We start from the raw sequence: 18,728 nt of genomic DNA, 5'->3' as shown, positions 1-18,728 counted from the left end.
TCATTGGAAGGGCTGGCTGTATGGATAATTATAATGAAAGAATTAGAAAACAATTTAATGAACTAACAAAAAGACAGAAATTAGTTGCAAAATATATTGTTGACTTTCCGAAAGAGGTTGCATTTCAAACATCGAAGCAGCTAGGTATTGCAAGTGAAACAAGCGATACAACGGTGATTAGGTTATCATATGCTCTTGGGTATTCTGGATTTAGCGAATTGCAAAAAGAAATTCAAGCTACTTTATTAGAAGATTCTTCACCCATTTCAGATCCAATTGAAGGGCTTCGATCTACGTCCAAGTCTTTAAAAGATACAAATTTAATTCAACATGTAATCGAGAAAGATACTTCGTATATACGTGCAACGTTAGAACAAATAGATTACACCCAGTATAAAAAAGCTATAGATCTTTTAATTAGTTCTGAAAAAAGAATCGTCATAGGCTTCCGTTCCTCATATGGTCCTGCTAACTGGCTATCGTTTAGTCTCAATGTTGTTGTAGGAAATACTTTTTTATATCGTGGAGAAATAGAGGATTCTAATTATTTATTATCCTTAATCGATGAAAAGACATTATTGGTGGCTATTTCTTTTCCTCGATATTCAAAAGAAACGAATGCATTTGTCAAAGCAGCAAAGAAAAAAGGGGCACAAGTGATAGGCATAACAGACGATGAATTGTCGCCATTAGGGCTTCTTTCGGACATTTTGTTTAAGGTGGTTGCTCCTTCTCCTATTTCTCTAAAAGGTGCTACACCAACCTTTGCACTACTTAATCTACTAATAACAGGAATAGCAGCTTCTGATGAAATAAAGGTTCAAAAGCGGATGGAAGATTACGACCAAACAAGTGATGATTTCTCACCATTTACTAATCAGTAATAAGGGAGCTCATCTGTCACTTGATTTCCGAGAGTATACATCAAAAGAACCTTTTTATTTTATTGTGAAACCTATAAAAACATGCTTTGCTTAGACGGTAGATTAAGTGTGAAAGGACTCATATATGATAAAATATAGCTAACATTAAAATCAACGTGAGGTGAACGAAATTGCATAAAGGAAGAATCATTTTACATATTGACCTTAATTGCTTTTATGCCTCAGTGGAACAAATTTACGATCCCTCATTAAAGGGAAAACCTATAGCCATTGCAGGTAATCCAAAAGAACGTAGAGGGATTGTTATTACGTGTAGCTATGAAGCTAGAAAAAGTGGTGTATATACAACCATGAATGTCGGTGAGGCCAGAAGAAAATGCCCAGAGTTAATTGTGCTACCTCCAAATTTTGAACGATATAGAGCTGCTTCAAAATCTTTTTTTGGATTACTGAAAGAGTATAGTGAAATACTTCAACCCGTTTCTATAGATGAAGGATATATACAATTGCCTATAATCGAAGGACAAAATGTATTAGAACATGTACATGGTATACAAGATAGAATTTGGAACGAACTACAATTGCCTTGTTCAATCGGCATTGCACCCAATAAGTTTTTAGCAAAAATGGCCAGTGAAATGAGAAAGCCGATGGGCATTACAATATTACGTAAACGTGATGTCCCTTCAGTTTTGTGGCCATTGAATGTTAAAGAGATGCATGGAATCGGGAAAAGCACAGCAGAAAAACTGAAAGAGTTAGGTATACAAACGATTGGAGAATTAGCTGCGGCTGATGAATACACATTAAAACAGAAGTTTGGCATCAATGGACTTCGCTTGAAACAGAAGGCCAATGGCGAGGATGACCGACCTGTTGATCCAGAAGCAATATATGATACGAAGAGTGTAGGGAATTCGACAACATTATCTCATGATACGACTGACCGAGATGAATTATATAAAATAATGACAACTCTTTCTGAAAAGGTAGCAGAAAGATTAAAGGCTAAAAAGCTCGCAGGAGTGACTGTGAGTATTATCATCCGTACAGCTTCTTGGGAAACGTATACACGGAGTAAATCAGTCAATAACGCCATATTTTCAAAAGAGGATATAGTTGAACAGGCGTGGAATCTGTTTAATAAAAACTGGAATGAGGAGCCTGTTCGATTATTGGGTGTGACTATTTCCAATGTAAGTGACATTAAAGAGATGACTCAGCAGCTAACTTTTTTTGATTTTGAAGATCATATTAAAGACGAACCCATTATTAAATTGGTAGATCAAATTGAACAGAAATTTGGAAAAGGTGTCATTTTAAGAGGTTCTGATATTGTAAAACCAGCAGGGAAGCATCAAGCAAACACGAGTTTTAGTAAGGACTTTTGGGATGATCATTTGTAAATGATTCCATTTTGACAGGTTTGAGGCAATTAATTTCCGTATCGAGAAAGACATACGTTAACAATTGCCCAGGAAATACAAAAAACCAGACATTCAATCAATCTCAAACAAGCTTTTGAGAAGCTAAACAGTAAAGAAAGTAGGTGCATGAATCCATTATGCAATATAAAGAGTATGGCCATTTCGACGGTCCAGTGATGATGTTTCTTCATGGGGGTGGTGTTGGGGGATGGATGTGGGAACAACAAATTCAGCACTTCTCCAAGTATCACTGTGTAGTGCCTGAGCTTGTGTCCGATCATTCATTTTCTATTGAGCAATGTGCACAACATCTCGTACAGCTCTTAGAGGAAAAGGCGAATGGCAAGCAGGTAATTGTTATTGGCTTTTCATTAGGTGCTCAAATTGCCATACAAATGTTAAGCATAAAGCCTAGTTTAATCCACTTTTCGATTATTAATAGTGCTCTTGTTATCCCTTCACCTACTACAGCATGGATGATTCGGCCGTTTCTCCGACTATCATTCCCGCTTATCAAAAATAAAACCTTCGCAAAGCTTCAAGCGAAAACCTTATACATCGATGATCGCTATTTTGACCGCTATTATCATGATAGCACTAAGATAACATACGATGCATTAATTCAGGTTTTACAAGAAAATATGACGTTTTCAATCCCACGAAATTTCCACAATGCACAGGGGCATATTTTAATTACTGTTGGCAATCAAGAGAAAAAAATAATGAAAAAATCTGCACAAAAGCTTGTACAAAGCCATCCAAATGCAAAAGGAATCATGTTAAACAACATAGGGCATGGAGTATCATTAGCCCAGCCTGCATTTTTTAATCGTTTTGTAGAGAATTGGATCAAGGAAGGACAATTGCCAGTGGGCACAGTCATTCAATAGAAAAACTCCATTATGAGTAACGTAACAATACTCGTAATAGAGTTGAAGTTTTAAGAAATATAGTGAGGATATAAATCCTTGTGCTGCAAAATCCATTCCTTCATGTCAATTATCATTTCTTCATAGCTAGGGACCGTAAAGGAAAAATCGTTTCTAGTATTAATTAAAGTTTTATTAACATTAATAAGCTGATGTGGAGTAATCTTTATTGTATGGTCCATAAAGTGCTTATTCAATAACTGAAGCAGATCGTATTTGGATATAGGCGATGTATTGACAAGATGATAGAGTCCAGTTAATTCTTCATGTGCTGCTTGCTCCATGGCTTTCGCTAGGGTGAGGGTTGTGACCCCCGTCCAAATAGCACCAGTATAGCCGTGAATCGGACCTTTTTGGTGCATAAACCAATTGAAAAGCCCAATTCCATCCATTTTCAAATCAGGGCCAATAATTGAATTACGGAATGTTAAATGTTTGGTATGATCAATTTCGCCTAAACCCTTTGTACGGTCATAAAAGGTAGTTCCGTCCTTTACACTATTTTCATAATAGGGTGCGTTTTCACCTGAAAATACACAATCGGTACTCATATGAATAAGCTTCGTCTGGCGATTTTCAAGGAGAGATACGATAGCATGTGGTAAATAACTATTCAAGAAAATACTCTTCTCAGGATTTTCCTCACATTCTTTATTTAACATACCGATACAATTAATGACAATATCATACTGATGGTCTTGAAGAAGTGAACGTAAAAAGTTCAAATCTGTAATATCACCAGTAATATTATTTCCATATGCGAAAGCAGTTCTCGTATACGTTGTCACATCATATCCTTGCTCCCGTAAGTAGATGGATATGGTATGACCCGCCATGCCAGAAGCGCCGAGCACTAAAAATTTCATGGTGTTCCTCCAGTCCAAAGCAGAAGCTCTTCTTGAATGAGAGATAAGGTTAGTAATTTTTCTTTAATAGCCATCACGTTTAACATTTGTGTATTATTGGAATTATATTCATCCGATAAGGTAATTTTAGGAGAGCCTTCATCCAGGTATTTTCCATAATTCAAATCTCGATTATCTGCTGGGATTCGATAAAAATTACCTAAATCTATGGCTTTTGCTGCTTCCTCCTTTGTACATAATACTTCATACCGTTTCTCCCCATGCCGTGTGCCAATAATGTGAATCGCATTGTTCACTTGGAAAATTTCAAGGAGAGCTTGTGCCAAATTCTCGATCGTAGCAGCGGGTGATTTTTGCACCATAATATCGCCATTTTGCGCATGCGAGAATGCATATAACACCAATTCGACTGCTTCCTCAAGGCTCATCATAAAACGAGTCATAGTTGGATCGGTAATAGTTAAAGGTTTACCAGCTTTTATTTGTTCGATGAAAAGTGGTATGACTGAGCCTCTTGAAGCCATTACATTCCCGTATCGTGTGCCGCAAATCAATGTTTGCTTTGGGTCGACCATCCGTGATTTAGCAATAAATGTTTTCTCCATCATCGCCTTGGATATCCCCATCGCATTGACAGGGTATGCCGCTTTATCTGTTGATAGACAAATAATCTTTTTAACGCCAGCTTGAATCGCCGCAGTTAAAACATTATCTGTTCCTAAGATATTTGTTTTAACAGCCTCTAAAGGGAAAAATTCACAAGAGGGAACTTGCTTGAGGGCCGCAGCATGGAACACATAATCTACGTTATACATCGCAGGGTGAAGGCTTTGTAAATCACGTACATCCCCGATATAAAATTTAATTTTAGAGTTTTGATAAAGCTTTCGCATATCATCTTGCTTTTTTTCATCCCTTGAAAAAATCCGTATTTCCTTAATATCGGTATTTAAAAATCGATTTAGTACCGCATTACCAAAAGATCCTGTTCCTCCAGTAATCAGTAAAGTTTTATCTTTAAACATTGTCTGTCTTGTTACACCTCCCACATGCTTAGGTCCGTTCATGATGTTATTTCAATCCTCTTTCATGCAAATCGCATTCTGAGTTTTCTCGTGGATAGTTGTACCAATAAGCGTATTCATGGGTATATTTACTGGTTGGATTTTTGTCCATGAGCGCACAATTAAAATCCCAATCTCCTGCAATATCCTTACGTATAGTAAATTTCGCATCCCCGATAAAGCTTCTTCGTATGATTTTAAATTGTCCCGGCAAGGAATAACGATTTGATTCATCTTTAATAAACGCATAGCCATTCTTAATGATCATGTTGTAATAGTAAATATCAAATTCACCATCCACCTGTGCTAATACATTGCGGATGGCAGGTAAATAGTGGTCATCACTATCGATGATGGCAATATAATCACCTGTTGCTTCAGCGATGCATCGGTTATAGGCAACGCTTGCACCTAGATTCGTTGGATGAACGATGATTTTTAACGCTGTACAGTTTTTTTGATAGTCCTGTAAAATGGCTAACGTCTTGTCGGTGGAGCCGTCATCTACAACGATAATTTCATAGGCATATTCTTTAGGAATACTTTCAAGCATTGTTAGGATCCATTCTTCGCTATTATAAGTAGGTGATAAAAAGCTTATTTTCATTTTATCCCTCCATCCTGATTAAGTAGTTTAGTTCTTCATGTTTACTGAACAGATTCTTTATTACAATATGCGTGGATAGAGGGCTATTGTAGGCAATTGCTTGCTATCATAAGTTTTTTAAGAGAGTAATTTTATGGATTGCCTTTATTTTTGCTAGAGAACTATGGGGATGGTTGTGACATTTTACTAAGTTATACACGTTTGACAGGTGTGGGCATAAACTAGGAAAGAGCGCTTTTTAAGAAAGAGGGATTCGATGACAAAAAGGATCGCATTTATTTGTAGCGTGGAATCAGCTAAACTTTCCGATGCACACATTTTCAAAGATCTATGTCTTGTGCCTATTTTACTAGGGGAGTATTTAGGCTATGAAGTTAGTATAGTGACGACAGAGATGAATGAAACCCTTCTGCAACAATCTTTTCCGGCTGTTAAATTTGAGCAGGTTCCAATTGGGATTGATTATGTTGCCAATATGAATGCTTATTTAGTGAAGCATGCCAAGAACATTGATCTTGTATTTGCTATAGGACCATACCCATCCTATCTTTCCATTCTTCAAACATATAAGCAGTTTAATCCTAATGGCAAAGTTTATATGAAGTTAGATGTTAATCGATTTTGGTTAAGTCGATTAAAAACCTATCCATACTTTCTAGAATTGCTACAGCTTTGTGATCTTCTGACCTCCGAATGTGTATCGATTCAAACTGACATTCGAGAGTTTTCACAATTAGATGTTCAACATATCCCAAATGGCTTTTATGAGTATTTTCACACAGAGCCCGTGCAATTTCATGAGAAAGAAAATAGAATTCTATCAGTGGGCCGATTAGATGCACCAGAGAAGCAGACCATTTTTACAATAAAAGCCTTTCTAGCAGCACAGCTGACAGACTGGGAGCTTCGTTTGGTAGGACCTATGTCTGAATCGTTTCAGCAGGAAATAAAACAATTACTGGACAGTCATCCTTATCCTGCGCAAGTCACAATGGTAGGGCCAATCTCAGACAAGATGCAGCTAGAGGAGGAGTATCGCAAGGCAAAAATCTTTTGCTTAACATCCACAGTTGAATGCTTTGCACATGTTTTTGCAGAGGCTGCTAAAAACGGTTGTTATATTGTGACAACCGATGTGGACGGGGCTGCTGATATTACCCAACAACAACGCTTTGGCCGTATTCATCCAACACATGATTGGGAAAGTATTGCTCGGACGTTGCAGCAAGTCGCACATCAGGAAGCATTGTTAGAAAATACTTGTCTTCAGCTACAAGCCGATGCGCGGAAGGAATTAAACTGGCAGCATATCGTGAAAGATGTCGCTGCATACTTAAATGAAAAAAAGTAGAACTTCTCTCGATGGAGAGGAGTATTCTTTTCTTTGTGCCATTTTTTCCTATATAATGAAACTAGCTTTATAATGGTAGAAACAATCATGGGAAGACACAAGGGGAGACAAGAATGGAAATATTGCAAGCATCGATGAACGAACTAGAAGAGTTAACAAAGCTATTTGATGAATATCGTCAGTTTTATGGTATTGAATCGGACGTAAGTAGCGCTAAGGCATTTTTACAATTACGATTGGCCCTCAAAGAGTCGGTCATTTTTATGGCGCAAGTAGACGGCAAGATGGTTGGATTTACACAATTATATCCAACGTTTTCTTCCATAGCGTTACAGCGTGCCTATATTTTGAACGATATTTATGTCACGGAAGATGCTAGGGGCCTAGGGGTGGGCAAGGCATTGATGGAAAAAGTTTTTCAATATTGTGAGCAACAGTATGCTCGTTATGTGACACTGCAAACAGCAGCAGATAATGTGAATGCGCGTAAGCTGTATGAAAAGCTTCATATGAAGCAAGATGAATACTGTAATTATGTCAAATATTTTATGTAATAAGCATTTTAGTTTAGAATAAAGATGCTTATATGTATAAAAATCCCCTAGATATTCCGTTATCTAGGGGATTTTATTGATATTATTTAATTTCTAACGTATATGGCTGTGTACTTGCTTGGCCATAATATTCACTAACTTCAATATAGTATTTACCTGCATCCAGTTCGATTGTACCTACCTCAGCATCTCCAGCTCCGTAAAGATCTAAAGTTTTGACTGTTTTTCCGTTTGCATCTATCACTCGAATCACACCATCTAGTGCTTTTTCTGTTTGAAGTGAGAAGAAGATATCACGTTTTTGGACGTTGTTAAATTCAAAGTAATCCTTATCACCAAATGGTATACCCGCATTTAAATATTGAGTAGCTATCCATTTGTCGTCTTCTTTCTTAAGGGCTAATGGTTTGGTTGGTACACCATTCACTAATTGGGAATCTGCATCTTCGTCTGTTCGTTTATGGTCGAACATCGTCAATGTGTAGGGCTGAATGGACAATTGGCCAAGCCCTGTGCTATTGACTTGAATAAAGTAACCTCGATCCTTTTTAGCCTTAAAGGATGTATTTACGTCTGTCGTTCCTACCATGCCAAGGAGTATCTCAAGAATATTATCGCTCAGTCCAAATGGAATGGCGGTCTCCATTTCTTTAGGGTCAATTTTCATATTGCCATTTGTATCTTCAATAATCGATCCTGCAAATTTCAAGTCCTTCTGTAACTCTTTTGGCAATTGATTTAATTGTTCATTGGTAAATGGAACAGAGGAAATTAATAAACTCATAACTTCATCATTACCGTTTTGCTTATAATAATAGTAATCCTCATCGTCTTGGTAAATTAGATGATCTTTATAAGTTGTACCTGGTTGAATTTTTAGAGCTTTTGCTTCTTCATAATTATCAGGATTATAATCTTTTGGAATATCACCGATTTTACTTGTTTTCAACGTATATGGCTCAATAGAACGTTCCCCAGCATTTACAACGGCTACTACATATGTTTTGTCCTTTTTCAATGCCATCACTTTTGCATCGTTTTCATTACCGGCTGAGCCAAGAAGCAATGAAAGTAAGCCCAAATCATTGGTTAAGGACGAAACAGGAATTAGTTCATTTGCTTTTTCATCGTATTCAAAGACAGTACCTGCAGGCATTTGGCCAGCACCTTTGTTAAAGCTAAAACTATAAAGGGCATCTTCCTTTGTTTTAAATAAGAAGTAGTCCTCATCATATTCTGTTTGGAAATAAGCTTTTTGATCCTCACCAATGTTGAAGCGAATAGCTTGCTTAATAATCGGATCAACATTTTCTAAATTGTCCGTTGTAAAGGAATTCATGAGCATACTCATCATGCCTTCAATTTCATTTCGCTTTTTTGTTGTACTTGGCGTTATTGGTAATTGGTCGAGAGAGATGTTTTCGTCGTACATGGCTTCCTCTAAAGGTAGTCCATCCTCATCGGGTGGAAGTGTAACAACCTCACCTTTTAATGTGTATGGAATCATAGACTCACTGACTGTTTCCTCTTTTTCAATGCCACCACTGAAAAACATCTCCATTGAAAACTCGCTATTACTTTCATTAGATACACTTAAAATGTATTCTTGATCTGGAACAGCATCGATAATCATGCTAACGGCTTCACCTTTAGCTGCACCGTAGGAACTTTGAATAGGGAAGGCTTCCTCTTCTTCAATTTCCTCTTTTTTAGCTTGCTTTATCTCTTCTGGTGGGATCGGATTGAAATCCTCTTTTAAGTAAAGATCCATAGAGGCAGTAACACCTGGAATTCCAGATAAATCAAACTTCAATGTTGTTGGTTTTGTTACTGAAAACGTAAAATAATCTTGATCCTTTTGTTGATCTTTGGACAGTAGGGTATAGTTTTTACCTGCCGTATTATATGGGAATTTTTTAATAGGCTGCATTGAAGACTTATTTAAAGCATCAATTGGCAAATTCGAGTTTTTCGCAGTTTGTGCTGTAAAGATATAAGTAGATTTCCCTTTTAAGCTATAACTACCATTATGATCTTTCACACCAATTAACAGCGTTCCTTTTTGGTCTGCTTTAAAAAGGTGACCTTCTTTTTTTCCTACACGAACATCATTAACTTTAATAGGCTCTACTTCACCTTGTTCATTAGTAGGGTAAAAGTATAAATCGAAGGCATAGTCGTATTGATCAGCGCCTTTTAATGTTAGCTGAGCATACTCATTTGCCTCTAGCTCAACCTTGTACCATTTTTTCTCGTCTTGCTGTTCGAAAACACCTTGTTCAATATTTAATGTATTTTTAGCAAGAACTTTGGCATTTTTGATACGCTCTTCTTTAGATTCAGAATAATGTTTAGGTAATTTATTTAAATCGAACTGTAAGGCTTTCACTGGATCGACAAGCCCATGACCATAAGTAAGATCATAACCCTTTTTACCTAAATCTTGTGCTGTTATTTCAAGAATTGCTTCAATTTCATGTGGCTTTAAATTCGGATGCTTTGATTTAAGTAGGGACACGATGCCTGCCACTACGGGAGATGCCATGGAAGTACCACTAAACTTAACAAAAGATGATCCTTTTTTGTCATCGTGTACAGTACTGTAGATGTCTTCGCCAGGAGCCACGACATCGACAGAGGGACCATAATTGGAATAGCTTGATAGCTTATTACGATCATTCGTGGAACCAACACTAATTACACCTTCATAGGAAGCAGGGAAGGAATATTCATCCGTCGACTCATTACCAGCCGCTGCGACAATCGTAATGCCACTATCAATAGCTTTTTGAACAGCATCCTGCATAAGTGGTGATTCACCATAGCCTCCTAAACTCATATTAATGACATCAACACCTTGCTCAATGGCGTACAGAATACCTTGTGCAATGATAAAATCATTTGCTCCTTCTTTTCCGTTAAAGACATCAATAGGTAGTAGCTTCGCTTGTGGATTAATTCCATGTCCACCAATGCCATTGTCTTTAGCTGCGGCAATAATCCCAGCAACATGTGTTCCATGATCACCTGGATAAGATGTATTTGCCGGTGCAGCTGCATTATAAGGTGTGAGTACTTGAGATTTTAGATCGGGATGTTTAAAATCAACACCAGAATCGATGACAGCTACTGTTACGTCATGTTCCCCAGCTAATGCTAGAGCCTGATCCATTTGCAAGAGGCTTAGATGATACATATCTTGTTTCTTTGGGTCAGTTTCTTTGTTGAAAGAATGATAGACATAACTAGGGGATACACTTGAAATCCCTTGCTGCTTTAAATAGTAAGAGACGGCTTTTTCTATGGATACACCTTTGTTAAGTTGAATCACATCATAGCCTAATGAAGGAATGGAGCGGATGACCTTAGATCCGATTTTTTTATGTACGTTTTTATCAAGGCCAGAATGCTTGATAATAATCGTATCCTTACTCATCCATTTGTCTTCATTTGTAAGATTCTTACCTGCATGTTGTGAATTGCTTGCTAATACGTTCTTCGCACTTTGTTGTGGTGTCTCCTCAGCAAAAGCTGAAGCGACAGGAACCATTAATGCAGCGGATGCTGCGACAGCGACTGATTTTTTAAACCAACTTTTCAATTGTATCTCTCCTTGATGTTCTATAATATGTCTCGACTATACTAATACGGTTAAACGTTAGAAAAGTTTCGCAAATGAGGAAAATTTTTCTCTGCGATTTAAAAACGAACTGTCCGTTACTTTTTATGGATGATACCATTACGCCTCTACATATAGCTGTTCGATCAATTGCAGTAAGTCATGCTTAGAGCGAGGAATTGAAATATTTTCGTGCCATAATTTCTTTTTTTGTAGAGCCAAAGCCATGTCAAATACCCATGGTCGTTCAAGATGTGCCCGTTTTAGCAATTCTTCTTCATAAAATAAGGCGACAGGGTCACCATTATAAATAATTTTTCCTGCCTCCATGACCATAATTTGATCGGCCCATTCATAGGCAAGGGCAATGTCGTGAGTCGCAAGGATAATCGTTTTTTCATGGTCTTCTACTTTGGCTAAGTATTGAAAAACTTGTGTAGCGTAATAGCTATCAAGACCCGCTGTTGGTTCATCTAATAAAAGGACAGTCGGTTCCATCGCTAATACACCTGCCATGGCCACACGCTTTTTCTGCCCTACGCTTAAAAAGTGGATGGGTTTATCTAGTAGCTCTGTCACTTCAGTTTGTGCAACAGCCCATGCTATTTTTTCTTCAATTTTTTCCGTAGGCCATCCTAGATTCATTGGACCATAGGCTATATCTTGCTTAACAGTTCCTGAAAAAAGCTGATTATCAGCATCTTGAAAGACGATTCCAACCTGTTGGCGAAGAGCCTTTAATGCCTTTCTATTATATTGAAGTTTTTCTCCATCAAATGAAATGGTCCCAGCTGTTGGTTTCAAAATACCATTAAGGTGCTGAAATAAAGTGGATTTTCCTGCTCCATTATGACCGAGTATAGCGATTTTTTTCCCTTTTGGAATGTTTAATGTAATATCTGTCAAAGCCTTCGTACCATCTGCATAGGCATATGACAGGTTGTTTAGTTTAAAATAAAATGCTGTCATGAGAAGTACCCTCCGTATACGATGAGGAATAAAAAAATAGCCGTTATACCAAGCCAGTTTTTTTTGCTATAGGCGCCCGTTTCATGCCAATAAACCGTTTCACCACCACGCGCCAGCATGGCATGATTAAGCTCTCGACTGCGCTGAAACATTTCAATAAACAACGCGGCAATTAGCATAGACACTGAACGTAACCATTGCATGGGTGAGTGGTAGCCAAGCCGGGCTTGCTGGGCCAAATGAATTTTTTGCATGCTTTCTAAAAAAATAAAAATAAAACGATAGGTGAGTTCTACTAGCTCAACTAATAAAGTAGGTAGCCGCCATTGTCGAAGCACATAACAAATTCCTTGTACAGATGTCGTTAAAACTAAAAAATATAAGCAACTTATACTGCCAAGTACAATAAAGAATAGTTGCTGGGCGGTAGCGATACTGGCTCTCCCAATAAAAATTGTCCAGTTCATATACGTAAATGCCCCCATATGGGCTGGTAATGTATGCGCTGCTGGAGCTATCGAAATGATGATTGATAAGAGACTTGTGAATAAGAAAAAACCAGGTAGTAATAATAGCTTCGCATAATAGTTTAGTGGAATTTTCGCGCCCCAAATGATAAAAGCACTCATTACAAAAAATGTAATGAGTGAAAGTCGTTCATCTCTCATAATAAGCGTGAATAAAAGTAGTCCTAATGAAAATATCATTTTTTCTAGCGGATGAACGAACGCTAGCTTATTGAGATACGCATACTTATCAATGAGTAACATAATCCTTAACCTTCTTTATGCTTGCCACGCATATAGCCAATAAAGTAGCCGATAAAACCAGCACCAATAGCTGCTTGTAGCACGAATAATAAGCTTTCAATTTCACCACTAGGTGGTTCCCACAAACTATCAAACCATGGCTCATATTCTGCATTGATCTCCCCAATGGCTGCTTCTGCTTCACCGTCGGCTCCTCCAAATTCTGCTCCTTTTTGGACGAAAAGAGGGATAATCGCCAATAGTACGACGATTGCTAAAAGTAATAAATTTCGTTTCATATTAGTGCGCCTCCTTTGTAGAGAAAACACGTAAAGATTTTAATTCGCTAATATTATATTTTTTCAAGAAGTTCATGACAATAACTGTTAATATTCCTTCACTCACAGCTAATGGGATTTGTGTTAAGGCAAAAATACTTGCGAACTTTGTAAAGGAAGCCATAAAGCCTCCAACTTCAGATGGGAAGGCTAGTGCTAATTGAATGGAAGTCACCACATATGTACCTAAATCCCCAAGCATGGCCGCAAAGAAAACAGCTAATGAAAACGATAACCCCAATTGTTTTGCCCCTTTAAATACAAAGTAGGCGATAAACGGTCCTACAATAGCCATCGAAAATGCATTAGCCCCTAATGTTGTGATCCCACCATGAGCTAAAAGTAAAGATTGAAATAATAAAACAATTGTCCCGATGACACTCATGGCTAACGGTCCAAATAATACTGTTCCGAGACCTACTCCTGTTGGATGTGAGCAGCTCCCTGTAACTGAAGGGATTTTTAAGGCTGATAGGACAAAGGCAAACGCACCGGACAGCCCCAGAATCATTTTTGTTTCAGGGTTTTCATCAATTGTTTTACGAATAGAGCGCAATCCTAAAATAATAAATGGGATGGAGATTACCCACCAAAAAATAGCCCATTCGATTGGTAAAAAACCTTCCATGATATGCATGGCGAAGGCACGCTTTGGCACCATTAAAAAAGCCAATAGAAAATAACTAAGTTTCCACCAAGACAGCTTCAATTTTTTTCCTCCAAACTGTAAATAGATTTTTAGAATGTAGCGTGCGTAATAAAAAAGCACTTTTCCGTTGTTGGAAAAGTGCATAGCTAAAAAAGCAAATAACATTTTCATCTGCTAAGCCGCACACCTATCCTCGTAGGCTGAAACGATCACTTATGTTCGGCAGGTCTCCTGGCTCTAGTTCAACACTTTATAGGTCTTCCCATCCATTGGACAGTGACATTTTCTATAAAGCTCCCTATTACAGTGGCGGGACCGCGCCGGACTTAAACCGGCTTCCCTTTTAAGCAAAATGACGAGCATTTTACACCGAAAAATAGTAAGTTGTGAGATTTCACGACAAAGTGTATCACGAATTTCCATAATTATGCTATACTTTTTTTATAAAAAATTAAAAATAGAATATCAATGTCGAAAATTCTGATAACTAACGTTTTTTAGGATTAAAGAAGGCAAATTCAAATTTTTAATAGCTTTCACCCCTCCTATGAAATTGATAAATTTGTCATGATTTTTTAAAGAAATATTGAAATTTTAAAATAATAAGATATGATTAAGACAGTTTTCTATTATGTATACGATTAAAAATTTCATATAAAACGTCGATAAGTGCTCGAAGAACTCGAGATAATAGGGAAATTGGTGAAAGTCCAATACAGCCCCCGCTACTGTAATAGCTGATGAAATCGCAATGCCACCTGTGCAAACTAGGGAAGGTGCGACAGTAAAATGAAGCTTAAGTCAGGAAACCTGCTTATCAGATTGTGCATGCAAACTTTTCGGAGGGAGAAGTTGAAGCAAAAGCGAGGATCTGTCTTTCAATCTATTCGTTTTTATTTGGCTTCTACAAACCTTTACTCTTCGGCAGAGTAAAGGTTTTTTCTTTTTTCCAAAAGCAAATGAGGGGAGATATAAGATGACAACGTGGAATTTAGAGGGGATGAAAACACATCTCTTTATTTGCAATGGCAGTAGCTGTATGAACAAGGATGGGGAGGAAATTACCCAAGCTATACGAGATGAAATACAGCGTAACGCACTAGATAAAGAAATACATACGACAAGAACGCGCTGTAATGGACGATGCAAGGATGCTTGTGTTGTGATTGCTTACCCTCAGGGGAATTGGTATCGTGTACCGTCAACGGAGCATGCTAGAACACTTGTACAGGATTTGCATCATGAATCCTTATATAACGATCATGTTTTTACACTTCGAGAAGGGACATTACAGCGAACAGCGCAAACAACAGCCATTAAAGGGATTGAAAAGGTGAAAGAGGGGTAAAAACATGGCGCAAAAAGGGAAAATTTTCGTAGTAGGCTTTGGACCTGGAGACTTTAAGCATATTACGACACGTGCAGTAGAGGCTTTACAACAAAGTGACATGATCATAGGCTATAAAACCTATGTTGAACTGATTCAAGATTTAGTCAGCGCAAAATCCATTGTCAGTACAGGTATGACAGAGGAAGTGTCACGTGCTCAGGAGGCCGTTCGTCAAGCAGAGGCAGGAAGTATTGTTTCGGTCATTTCGAGTGGAGATGCAGGCGTTTATGGTATGGCGGGATTGGTGTATGAAGTATTAATTGAGCTAGGCTGGACAGAGGCAACTGGTATTGAAGTGGAGATTGTCCCAGGTATTTCAGCTATCAATTCATGTGCTAGTTTACTTGGTGCACCCATTATGCATGATGCTTGTACCATTAGTTTGAGTGACCATCTCACTCCGTGGAATTTAATTGCGAAGCGTGTGGAAGCCGCAGCTATGGCCGATTTTGTTATTGCTTTATACAATCCTAAAAGTGGTCGCCGTACAAGACAAATTGTCGAAGCGCAACGAATTCTTTTAGAATATCGTTCTCCTGACACACCAGTAGGGCTTGTAAAAAGTGCCTATCGAGAACGTCAGGAAGTGACGATGACGACATTGGCAGAAATGCTGGAACATGATATTGGTATGCTGACAACAGTTATTATCGGAAACTCATCTACGTTCTTCTATGATAATAAAATGATTACACCGCGAGGCTACCAACGTAAATATACACTTGGTGAGGAAAAACAGCCATTACGTCCACATCAACGCTTACGGGAAGAAAATGAGCCATGGGCGATGAATCAAGAGACAGGAACAGCACGAAATGACTTTGCGGCAGACCCTAATGCAGGGAGAATGAATAAACCCAGTATAGCCGTTATGCCAAAGCCGAAAAAAACAGCACTTGAAATGGCTACAGCGGCACTTGCAATGGTAAAGGGAACAAGTGCTATCAAGGTTACTCCAAAGCTTGTACAACAAAAAATAGAATCCATTTTTGAATTAGCAGTGAGCCCTGGCGTGGCTAATAAATTTTTCACACCACAGCAAATGATGACGTTAGCAGAGGTAGTAGGAGAAGAAGGATCAATGGAATATACACCAGATCATCAAATCCATTTAAAAATACCTACAACAACGCCTGAACGTATCACTGAGAAATTACAGGAAGTAGGCTTTTTATTAGCACCAATTGGTGATGTGTTATCGTTGAAGGCTTGTGATTTTTGCTACGGTGAAAAAGCAGATTCCATTCCATATGCGGAGGAAATTCAAGAAAAGCTTGGCGGTATGTCATTACCGAAAACATTAAATATTGGCTTCAATGGCTGTGGAATGGCTTGTTATCGAGCCGTGTTTGATGATATTGGGATTGTCTATCGCAAAAGTAAATTTGATGTCTTTATTGGAGCGAAACCAGTCGGACGTACGGCTCATGCAGCACAGCCTGTTGTAGAAGGTTTGGAGCCTGATCAATTAATCCCTTTAATTACAGATATTATTGAAGAATATAAAGCCAATGCGCATCCAAACGAGCGTCTATTTAAATACTTCAAGCGGGTGAAAAAGATATTGCATTTTACGTATCAAGATATGTCTTCCAAAATAAAAATAGAGCCAGCTCCGTGCGGCGACTAGTGAGGAGAAAAGAGATGAAAGCTATATTATTTGTTGGCCATGGGAGCCGTTTAGCAGCAGGAAATGATGAGGTGCGTACATTTATCGAGCAAATGAAATCTCGCATTGATGAACAATATTTAGTGGAAACATGCTTCCTTGAATTTGCTTCTCCTAACATCGAAGAAGGTATTACAAACTGTGTGAAAAAGGGTGCTTCAGAGGTACATGTCATCCCGATTATTTTACTTCATGCAGGTCATTCTAAGCTACATATTCCGGCAGAAATCGAGCATGCTCGTGAGCATTATCCGAATATCACATTCACATATGGTCAAACAATTGGCATTCATGAAGAAATATTTGCGATATTACAGGATCGTTTAGTTGAAATTGGATTTGATACTGAACAAGAACAGGAAGACACAGCCATTTTATTAATTGCTCGAGGAGGTAGTGATCCTTATGCAAATGGAGATTTCTATAAAATTACACGATTACTATGGGAAAAACTACCTGTTAAATACGTAGAAAGTGCCTTTATGGGCGTAACGGACCCACGTGTTGAAGAAGGCATTGAACGCTGTGTCAAACTAGGTGCTAAAAAAATTATTATGCTTCCTTACTTTTTATTCACGGGTATTTTAATGGAGCGTATGCATGTTATGTGTGAGAAATACAATGAGCAATTTCCAGCATGTGAGATTCAAATTGCCAACTACTTTGGCTACCATGAACGTTTACAAAATGTTCTATTAGAACGTATTGAGCAAGCGGTGAATGGTACATCAACAGGTATGAAAGATCTTGAAGAATATCGGGCTTACGCTGCTATTCATGGGCATGCACATCATCATCACCATCATGATCACGACCATGATCACCACCACGACCACGGCCATGATCATGGACACGATCACCATCACCATCATCATCATGAAGAGGAGCCAGTAAAATGATTTTCATGTTAGCAGGGACGAGTGATGCAAGGAATCTAGGCCTTGAACTGCAAAGGACGGGACATGCTGTAACTGCCACCGTTGTGACGGAATCGGCAGCCTCTAGTCTTGCTGACGCTGGCTTACCTCATTTAATAGGGCGACTTACAGCGGAAGAAATGGCGACTATTATATCGGAACAAGGCTTTCAATTGGTGGTAGATGCCTCTCATCCATTTGCAGAAGAGGCATCGAAAAATGCCATGGCAGCAGCTGAAAAAGCGCAAGTTCCTTATATTCGCTATGAACGTGCTCATGAACATTATGTACACCCACTTATAACAGTCGTGAAGGATTATGAGGAAGCAGCTCAGTTAGCAGCAGAAAAGCGTGGTGTTATTATGCTGACAACAGGTAGTAAAACGCTTGCTACATTTACGAAAGTCTTACAAGGCTTAGAAAATACAAGAGTCATTGCTCGTATGCTCCCACGACTTGACAATATGGAAAAATGTGAGGCGCTCGGTGTGGCACAGCGAGATATTGTAGCCATTCAAGGCCCATTTTCAAAGGAATTAAATGAAGCATTATTCCGTCAATATGGAGTGACCTTAATGATTACCAAAGAAAGTGGCAAAGTCGGCTCAGTAGACGAGAAGCTAGAGGCAGCCCTTGCTTGTTCTATAGAAACAATTCTTATTGCAAGACCCAATATTAAATATGGCCAGCAATATTCCACTTTTGAAGAAGTGTTACAGGCTGTACAACATACACTTTAGGAGGCA

General features: G+C 38.3%; 17 protein-coding genes and 2 riboswitches. Of the genes, 9 read left to right on the top strand and 8 right to left on the bottom strand.

Annotation, left to right across the window (positions count from 1 at the left end; translation table 11 throughout):
- Positions 1–20: 20 nt before the first annotated feature.
- The 3 genes from MKY80_RS14130 to MKY80_RS14120 all read left to right on the top strand — a co-directional run bounded on the left by MKY80_RS14130 (position 21) and on the right by MKY80_RS14120 (position 3,201).
- A complete protein-coding gene (locus MKY80_RS14130; RefSeq protein WP_008178234.1) occupies positions 21–884 on the top strand; it encodes a MurR/RpiR family transcriptional regulator in 864 nt (287 codons plus the stop codon).
- A gap of 170 nt (positions 885–1,054) precedes the next feature.
- Positions 1,055–2,290, top strand: coding sequence for a DNA polymerase IV (locus MKY80_RS14125; protein ID WP_089986293.1), 1,236 nt, complete (start codon positions 1,055–1,057; stop codon positions 2,288–2,290).
- Positions 2,291–2,448: 158 nt separating this feature from the next.
- Positions 2,449–3,201 (top strand): alpha/beta hydrolase, encoded by a 753-nt coding sequence (locus tag MKY80_RS14120; RefSeq protein ID WP_089986294.1) that lies wholly within the window; start codon positions 2,449–2,451, stop codon positions 3,199–3,201.
- Between the two features lie 50 nt (positions 3,202–3,251).
- Here MKY80_RS14120 and MKY80_RS14115 read toward each other — a convergent pair whose 3' ends face one another.
- From MKY80_RS14115 to MKY80_RS14105, 3 genes are read right to left on the bottom strand one after another with little or no spacing between them, the layout of a single operon-like run.
- On the bottom strand, positions 3,252–4,106 hold the full coding sequence (locus tag MKY80_RS14115) for a sugar nucleotide-binding protein (RefSeq protein WP_239355183.1): 855 nt from the start codon (positions 4,104–4,106) through the stop codon (positions 3,252–3,254).
- Positions 4,103–5,131, bottom strand: coding sequence for a polysaccharide biosynthesis protein (locus tag MKY80_RS14110; RefSeq protein ID WP_043990467.1), 1,029 nt, complete (start codon positions 5,129–5,131; stop codon positions 4,103–4,105). Before MKY80_RS14110 ends, MKY80_RS14115 begins: the two co-directional genes overlap by 4 nt.
- A 46-nt stretch (positions 5,132–5,177) precedes the next feature.
- Positions 5,178–5,777: a glycosyltransferase family 2 protein gene (locus MKY80_RS14105; protein WP_342529851.1), complete on the bottom strand. Its 600-nt coding sequence runs from the start codon at positions 5,775–5,777 to the stop codon at positions 5,178–5,180.
- 256 nt (positions 5,778–6,033) lie between these two features.
- Here MKY80_RS14105 and MKY80_RS14100 point away from each other — a divergent pair, with 256 nt between their 5' ends.
- Both MKY80_RS14100 and MKY80_RS14095 read left to right on the top strand, forming a co-directional pair.
- Positions 6,034–7,128 (top strand): glycosyltransferase, encoded by a 1,095-nt coding sequence (locus tag MKY80_RS14100; protein ID WP_008178247.1) that lies wholly within the window; start codon positions 6,034–6,036, stop codon positions 7,126–7,128.
- A gap of 113 nt (positions 7,129–7,241) precedes the next feature.
- Positions 7,242–7,682 carry a GNAT family N-acetyltransferase gene (locus MKY80_RS14095; RefSeq protein WP_008178250.1) on the top strand — a complete coding sequence of 147 codons (441 nt, stop codon included), beginning with the start codon at positions 7,242–7,244 and terminating at the stop codon, positions 7,680–7,682.
- Between the two features lie 82 nt (positions 7,683–7,764).
- Here MKY80_RS14095 and MKY80_RS14090 read toward each other — a convergent pair whose 3' ends face one another.
- The 5 genes from MKY80_RS14090 to MKY80_RS14070 all read right to left on the bottom strand — a co-directional run bounded on the left by MKY80_RS14090 (position 7,765) and on the right by MKY80_RS14070 (position 14,066).
- Positions 7,765–11,283 carry a S8 family peptidase gene (locus MKY80_RS14090; RefSeq protein ID WP_342529849.1) on the bottom strand — a complete coding sequence of 1,173 codons (3,519 nt, stop codon included), beginning with the start codon at positions 11,281–11,283 and terminating at the stop codon, positions 7,765–7,767.
- Positions 11,284–11,421: 138 nt separating this feature from the next.
- The gene (locus MKY80_RS14085) at positions 11,422–12,270 is read right to left on the bottom strand and encodes an ATP-binding cassette domain-containing protein (RefSeq protein ID WP_089986298.1); all 849 of its coding nucleotides are present in this window, start codon (positions 12,268–12,270) and stop codon (positions 11,422–11,424) included.
- The gene (gene cbiQ / locus MKY80_RS14080) at positions 12,267–13,040 is read right to left on the bottom strand and encodes a cobalt ECF transporter T component CbiQ (RefSeq protein ID WP_089986299.1); all 774 of its coding nucleotides are present in this window, start codon (positions 13,038–13,040) and stop codon (positions 12,267–12,269) included. Before cbiQ ends, MKY80_RS14085 begins: the two co-directional genes overlap by 4 nt.
- Positions 13,041–13,045: 5 nt before the next feature.
- Positions 13,046–13,318, bottom strand: coding sequence for an energy-coupling factor ABC transporter substrate-binding protein (locus MKY80_RS14075; protein WP_008178258.1), 273 nt, complete (start codon positions 13,316–13,318; stop codon positions 13,046–13,048).
- A 1-nt stretch (position 13,319) separates the two neighbouring features.
- Entirely contained in the window at positions 13,320–14,066 is a 747-nt protein-coding gene (locus tag MKY80_RS14070) for an energy-coupling factor ABC transporter permease (RefSeq protein ID WP_043990468.1), read from the bottom strand.
- A 143-nt stretch (positions 14,067–14,209) separates the two neighbouring features.
- A riboswitch (cobalamin riboswitch) is annotated at positions 14,210–14,395 on the bottom strand.
- A gap of 261 nt (positions 14,396–14,656) precedes the next feature.
- A riboswitch (cobalamin riboswitch) is annotated at positions 14,657–14,839 on the top strand.
- 143 nt (positions 14,840–14,982) lie between these two features.
- Here MKY80_RS14070 and MKY80_RS14065 point away from each other — a divergent pair.
- From MKY80_RS14065 to cobK, 4 genes are read left to right on the top strand one after another with little or no spacing between them, the layout of a single operon-like run.
- Positions 14,983–15,354, top strand: coding sequence for a (2Fe-2S) ferredoxin domain-containing protein (locus tag MKY80_RS14065; protein ID WP_008178261.1), 372 nt, complete (start codon positions 14,983–14,985; stop codon positions 15,352–15,354).
- Positions 15,355–15,358: 4 nt separating this feature from the next.
- Positions 15,359–17,026, top strand: a complete 1,668-nt coding sequence (cobJ, locus tag MKY80_RS14060; RefSeq protein ID WP_008178263.1) for a precorrin-3B C(17)-methyltransferase — start codon at positions 15,359–15,361, stop codon at positions 17,024–17,026.
- Positions 17,027–17,040: 14 nt separating this feature from the next.
- The gene (locus tag MKY80_RS14055) at positions 17,041–17,964 is read left to right on the top strand and encodes a sirohydrochlorin chelatase (protein ID WP_239355181.1); all 924 of its coding nucleotides are present in this window, start codon (positions 17,041–17,043) and stop codon (positions 17,962–17,964) included.
- A complete protein-coding gene (cobK, locus tag MKY80_RS14050) occupies positions 17,961–18,722 on the top strand; it encodes a precorrin-6A reductase (protein ID WP_089986301.1) in 762 nt (253 codons plus the stop codon). Before MKY80_RS14055 ends, cobK begins: the two co-directional genes overlap by 4 nt.
- The last annotated feature ends 6 nt before the right edge of the window (positions 18,723–18,728 follow it).

It is taken from the genome of Lysinibacillus sp. FSL R5-0849, from assembly GCF_038595075.1.
GTDB classification, from domain to species: Bacteria; Bacillota; Bacilli; order Bacillales_A; family Planococcaceae; genus Lysinibacillus; species Lysinibacillus fusiformis.
The sequence above is the reverse complement of the archived record's forward strand: the minus strand, read 5'-3'. Positions and strand labels throughout refer to the sequence as shown.

What these genes read in the sequence shown, in the direction of transcription:
- MKY80_RS14100 (WP_008178247.1), top strand. Translation starts at nt 6,034, where the DNA reads ATGACAAAAAGGATCGCATTTATTTGTAGCGTGGAATCAGCTAAACTT.
- cobJ (WP_008178263.1), top strand. Translation starts at nt 15,359, where the DNA reads ATGGCGCAAAAAGGGAAAATTTTCGTAGTAGGCTTTGGACCTGGAGAC.
- cbiQ (WP_089986299.1), bottom strand. Translation starts at nt 13,040, where the DNA reads ATGTTACTCATTGATAAGTATGCGTATCTCAATAAGCTAGCGTTCGTT.
- MKY80_RS14055 (WP_239355181.1), top strand. Translation starts at nt 17,041, where the DNA reads ATGAAAGCTATATTATTTGTTGGCCATGGGAGCCGTTTAGCAGCAGGA.
- MKY80_RS14115 (WP_239355183.1), bottom strand. Translation starts at nt 4,106, where the DNA reads ATGAAATTTTTAGTGCTCGGCGCTTCTGGCATGGCGGGTCATACCATA.
- MKY80_RS14065 (WP_008178261.1), top strand. Translation starts at nt 14,983, where the DNA reads ATGACAACGTGGAATTTAGAGGGGATGAAAACACATCTCTTTATTTGC.
- MKY80_RS14105 (WP_342529851.1), bottom strand. Translation starts at nt 5,777, where the DNA reads ATGAAAATAAGCTTTTTATCACCTACTTATAATAGCGAAGAATGGATC.
- MKY80_RS14095 (WP_008178250.1), top strand. Translation starts at nt 7,242, where the DNA reads ATGGAAATATTGCAAGCATCGATGAACGAACTAGAAGAGTTAACAAAG.
- MKY80_RS14075 (WP_008178258.1), bottom strand. Translation starts at nt 13,318, where the DNA reads ATGAAACGAAATTTATTACTTTTAGCAATCGTCGTACTATTGGCGATT.
- cobK (WP_089986301.1), top strand. Translation starts at nt 17,961, where the DNA reads ATGATTTTCATGTTAGCAGGGACGAGTGATGCAAGGAATCTAGGCCTT.
- MKY80_RS14110 (WP_043990467.1), bottom strand. Translation starts at nt 5,131, where the DNA reads ATGTTTAAAGATAAAACTTTACTGATTACTGGAGGAACAGGATCTTTT.
- MKY80_RS14085 (WP_089986298.1), bottom strand. Translation starts at nt 12,270, where the DNA reads ATGACAGCATTTTATTTTAAACTAAACAACCTGTCATATGCCTATGCA.
- MKY80_RS14130 (WP_008178234.1), top strand. Translation starts at nt 21, where the DNA reads ATGGATAATTATAATGAAAGAATTAGAAAACAATTTAATGAACTAACA.
- MKY80_RS14120 (WP_089986294.1), top strand. Translation starts at nt 2,449, where the DNA reads ATGCAATATAAAGAGTATGGCCATTTCGACGGTCCAGTGATGATGTTT.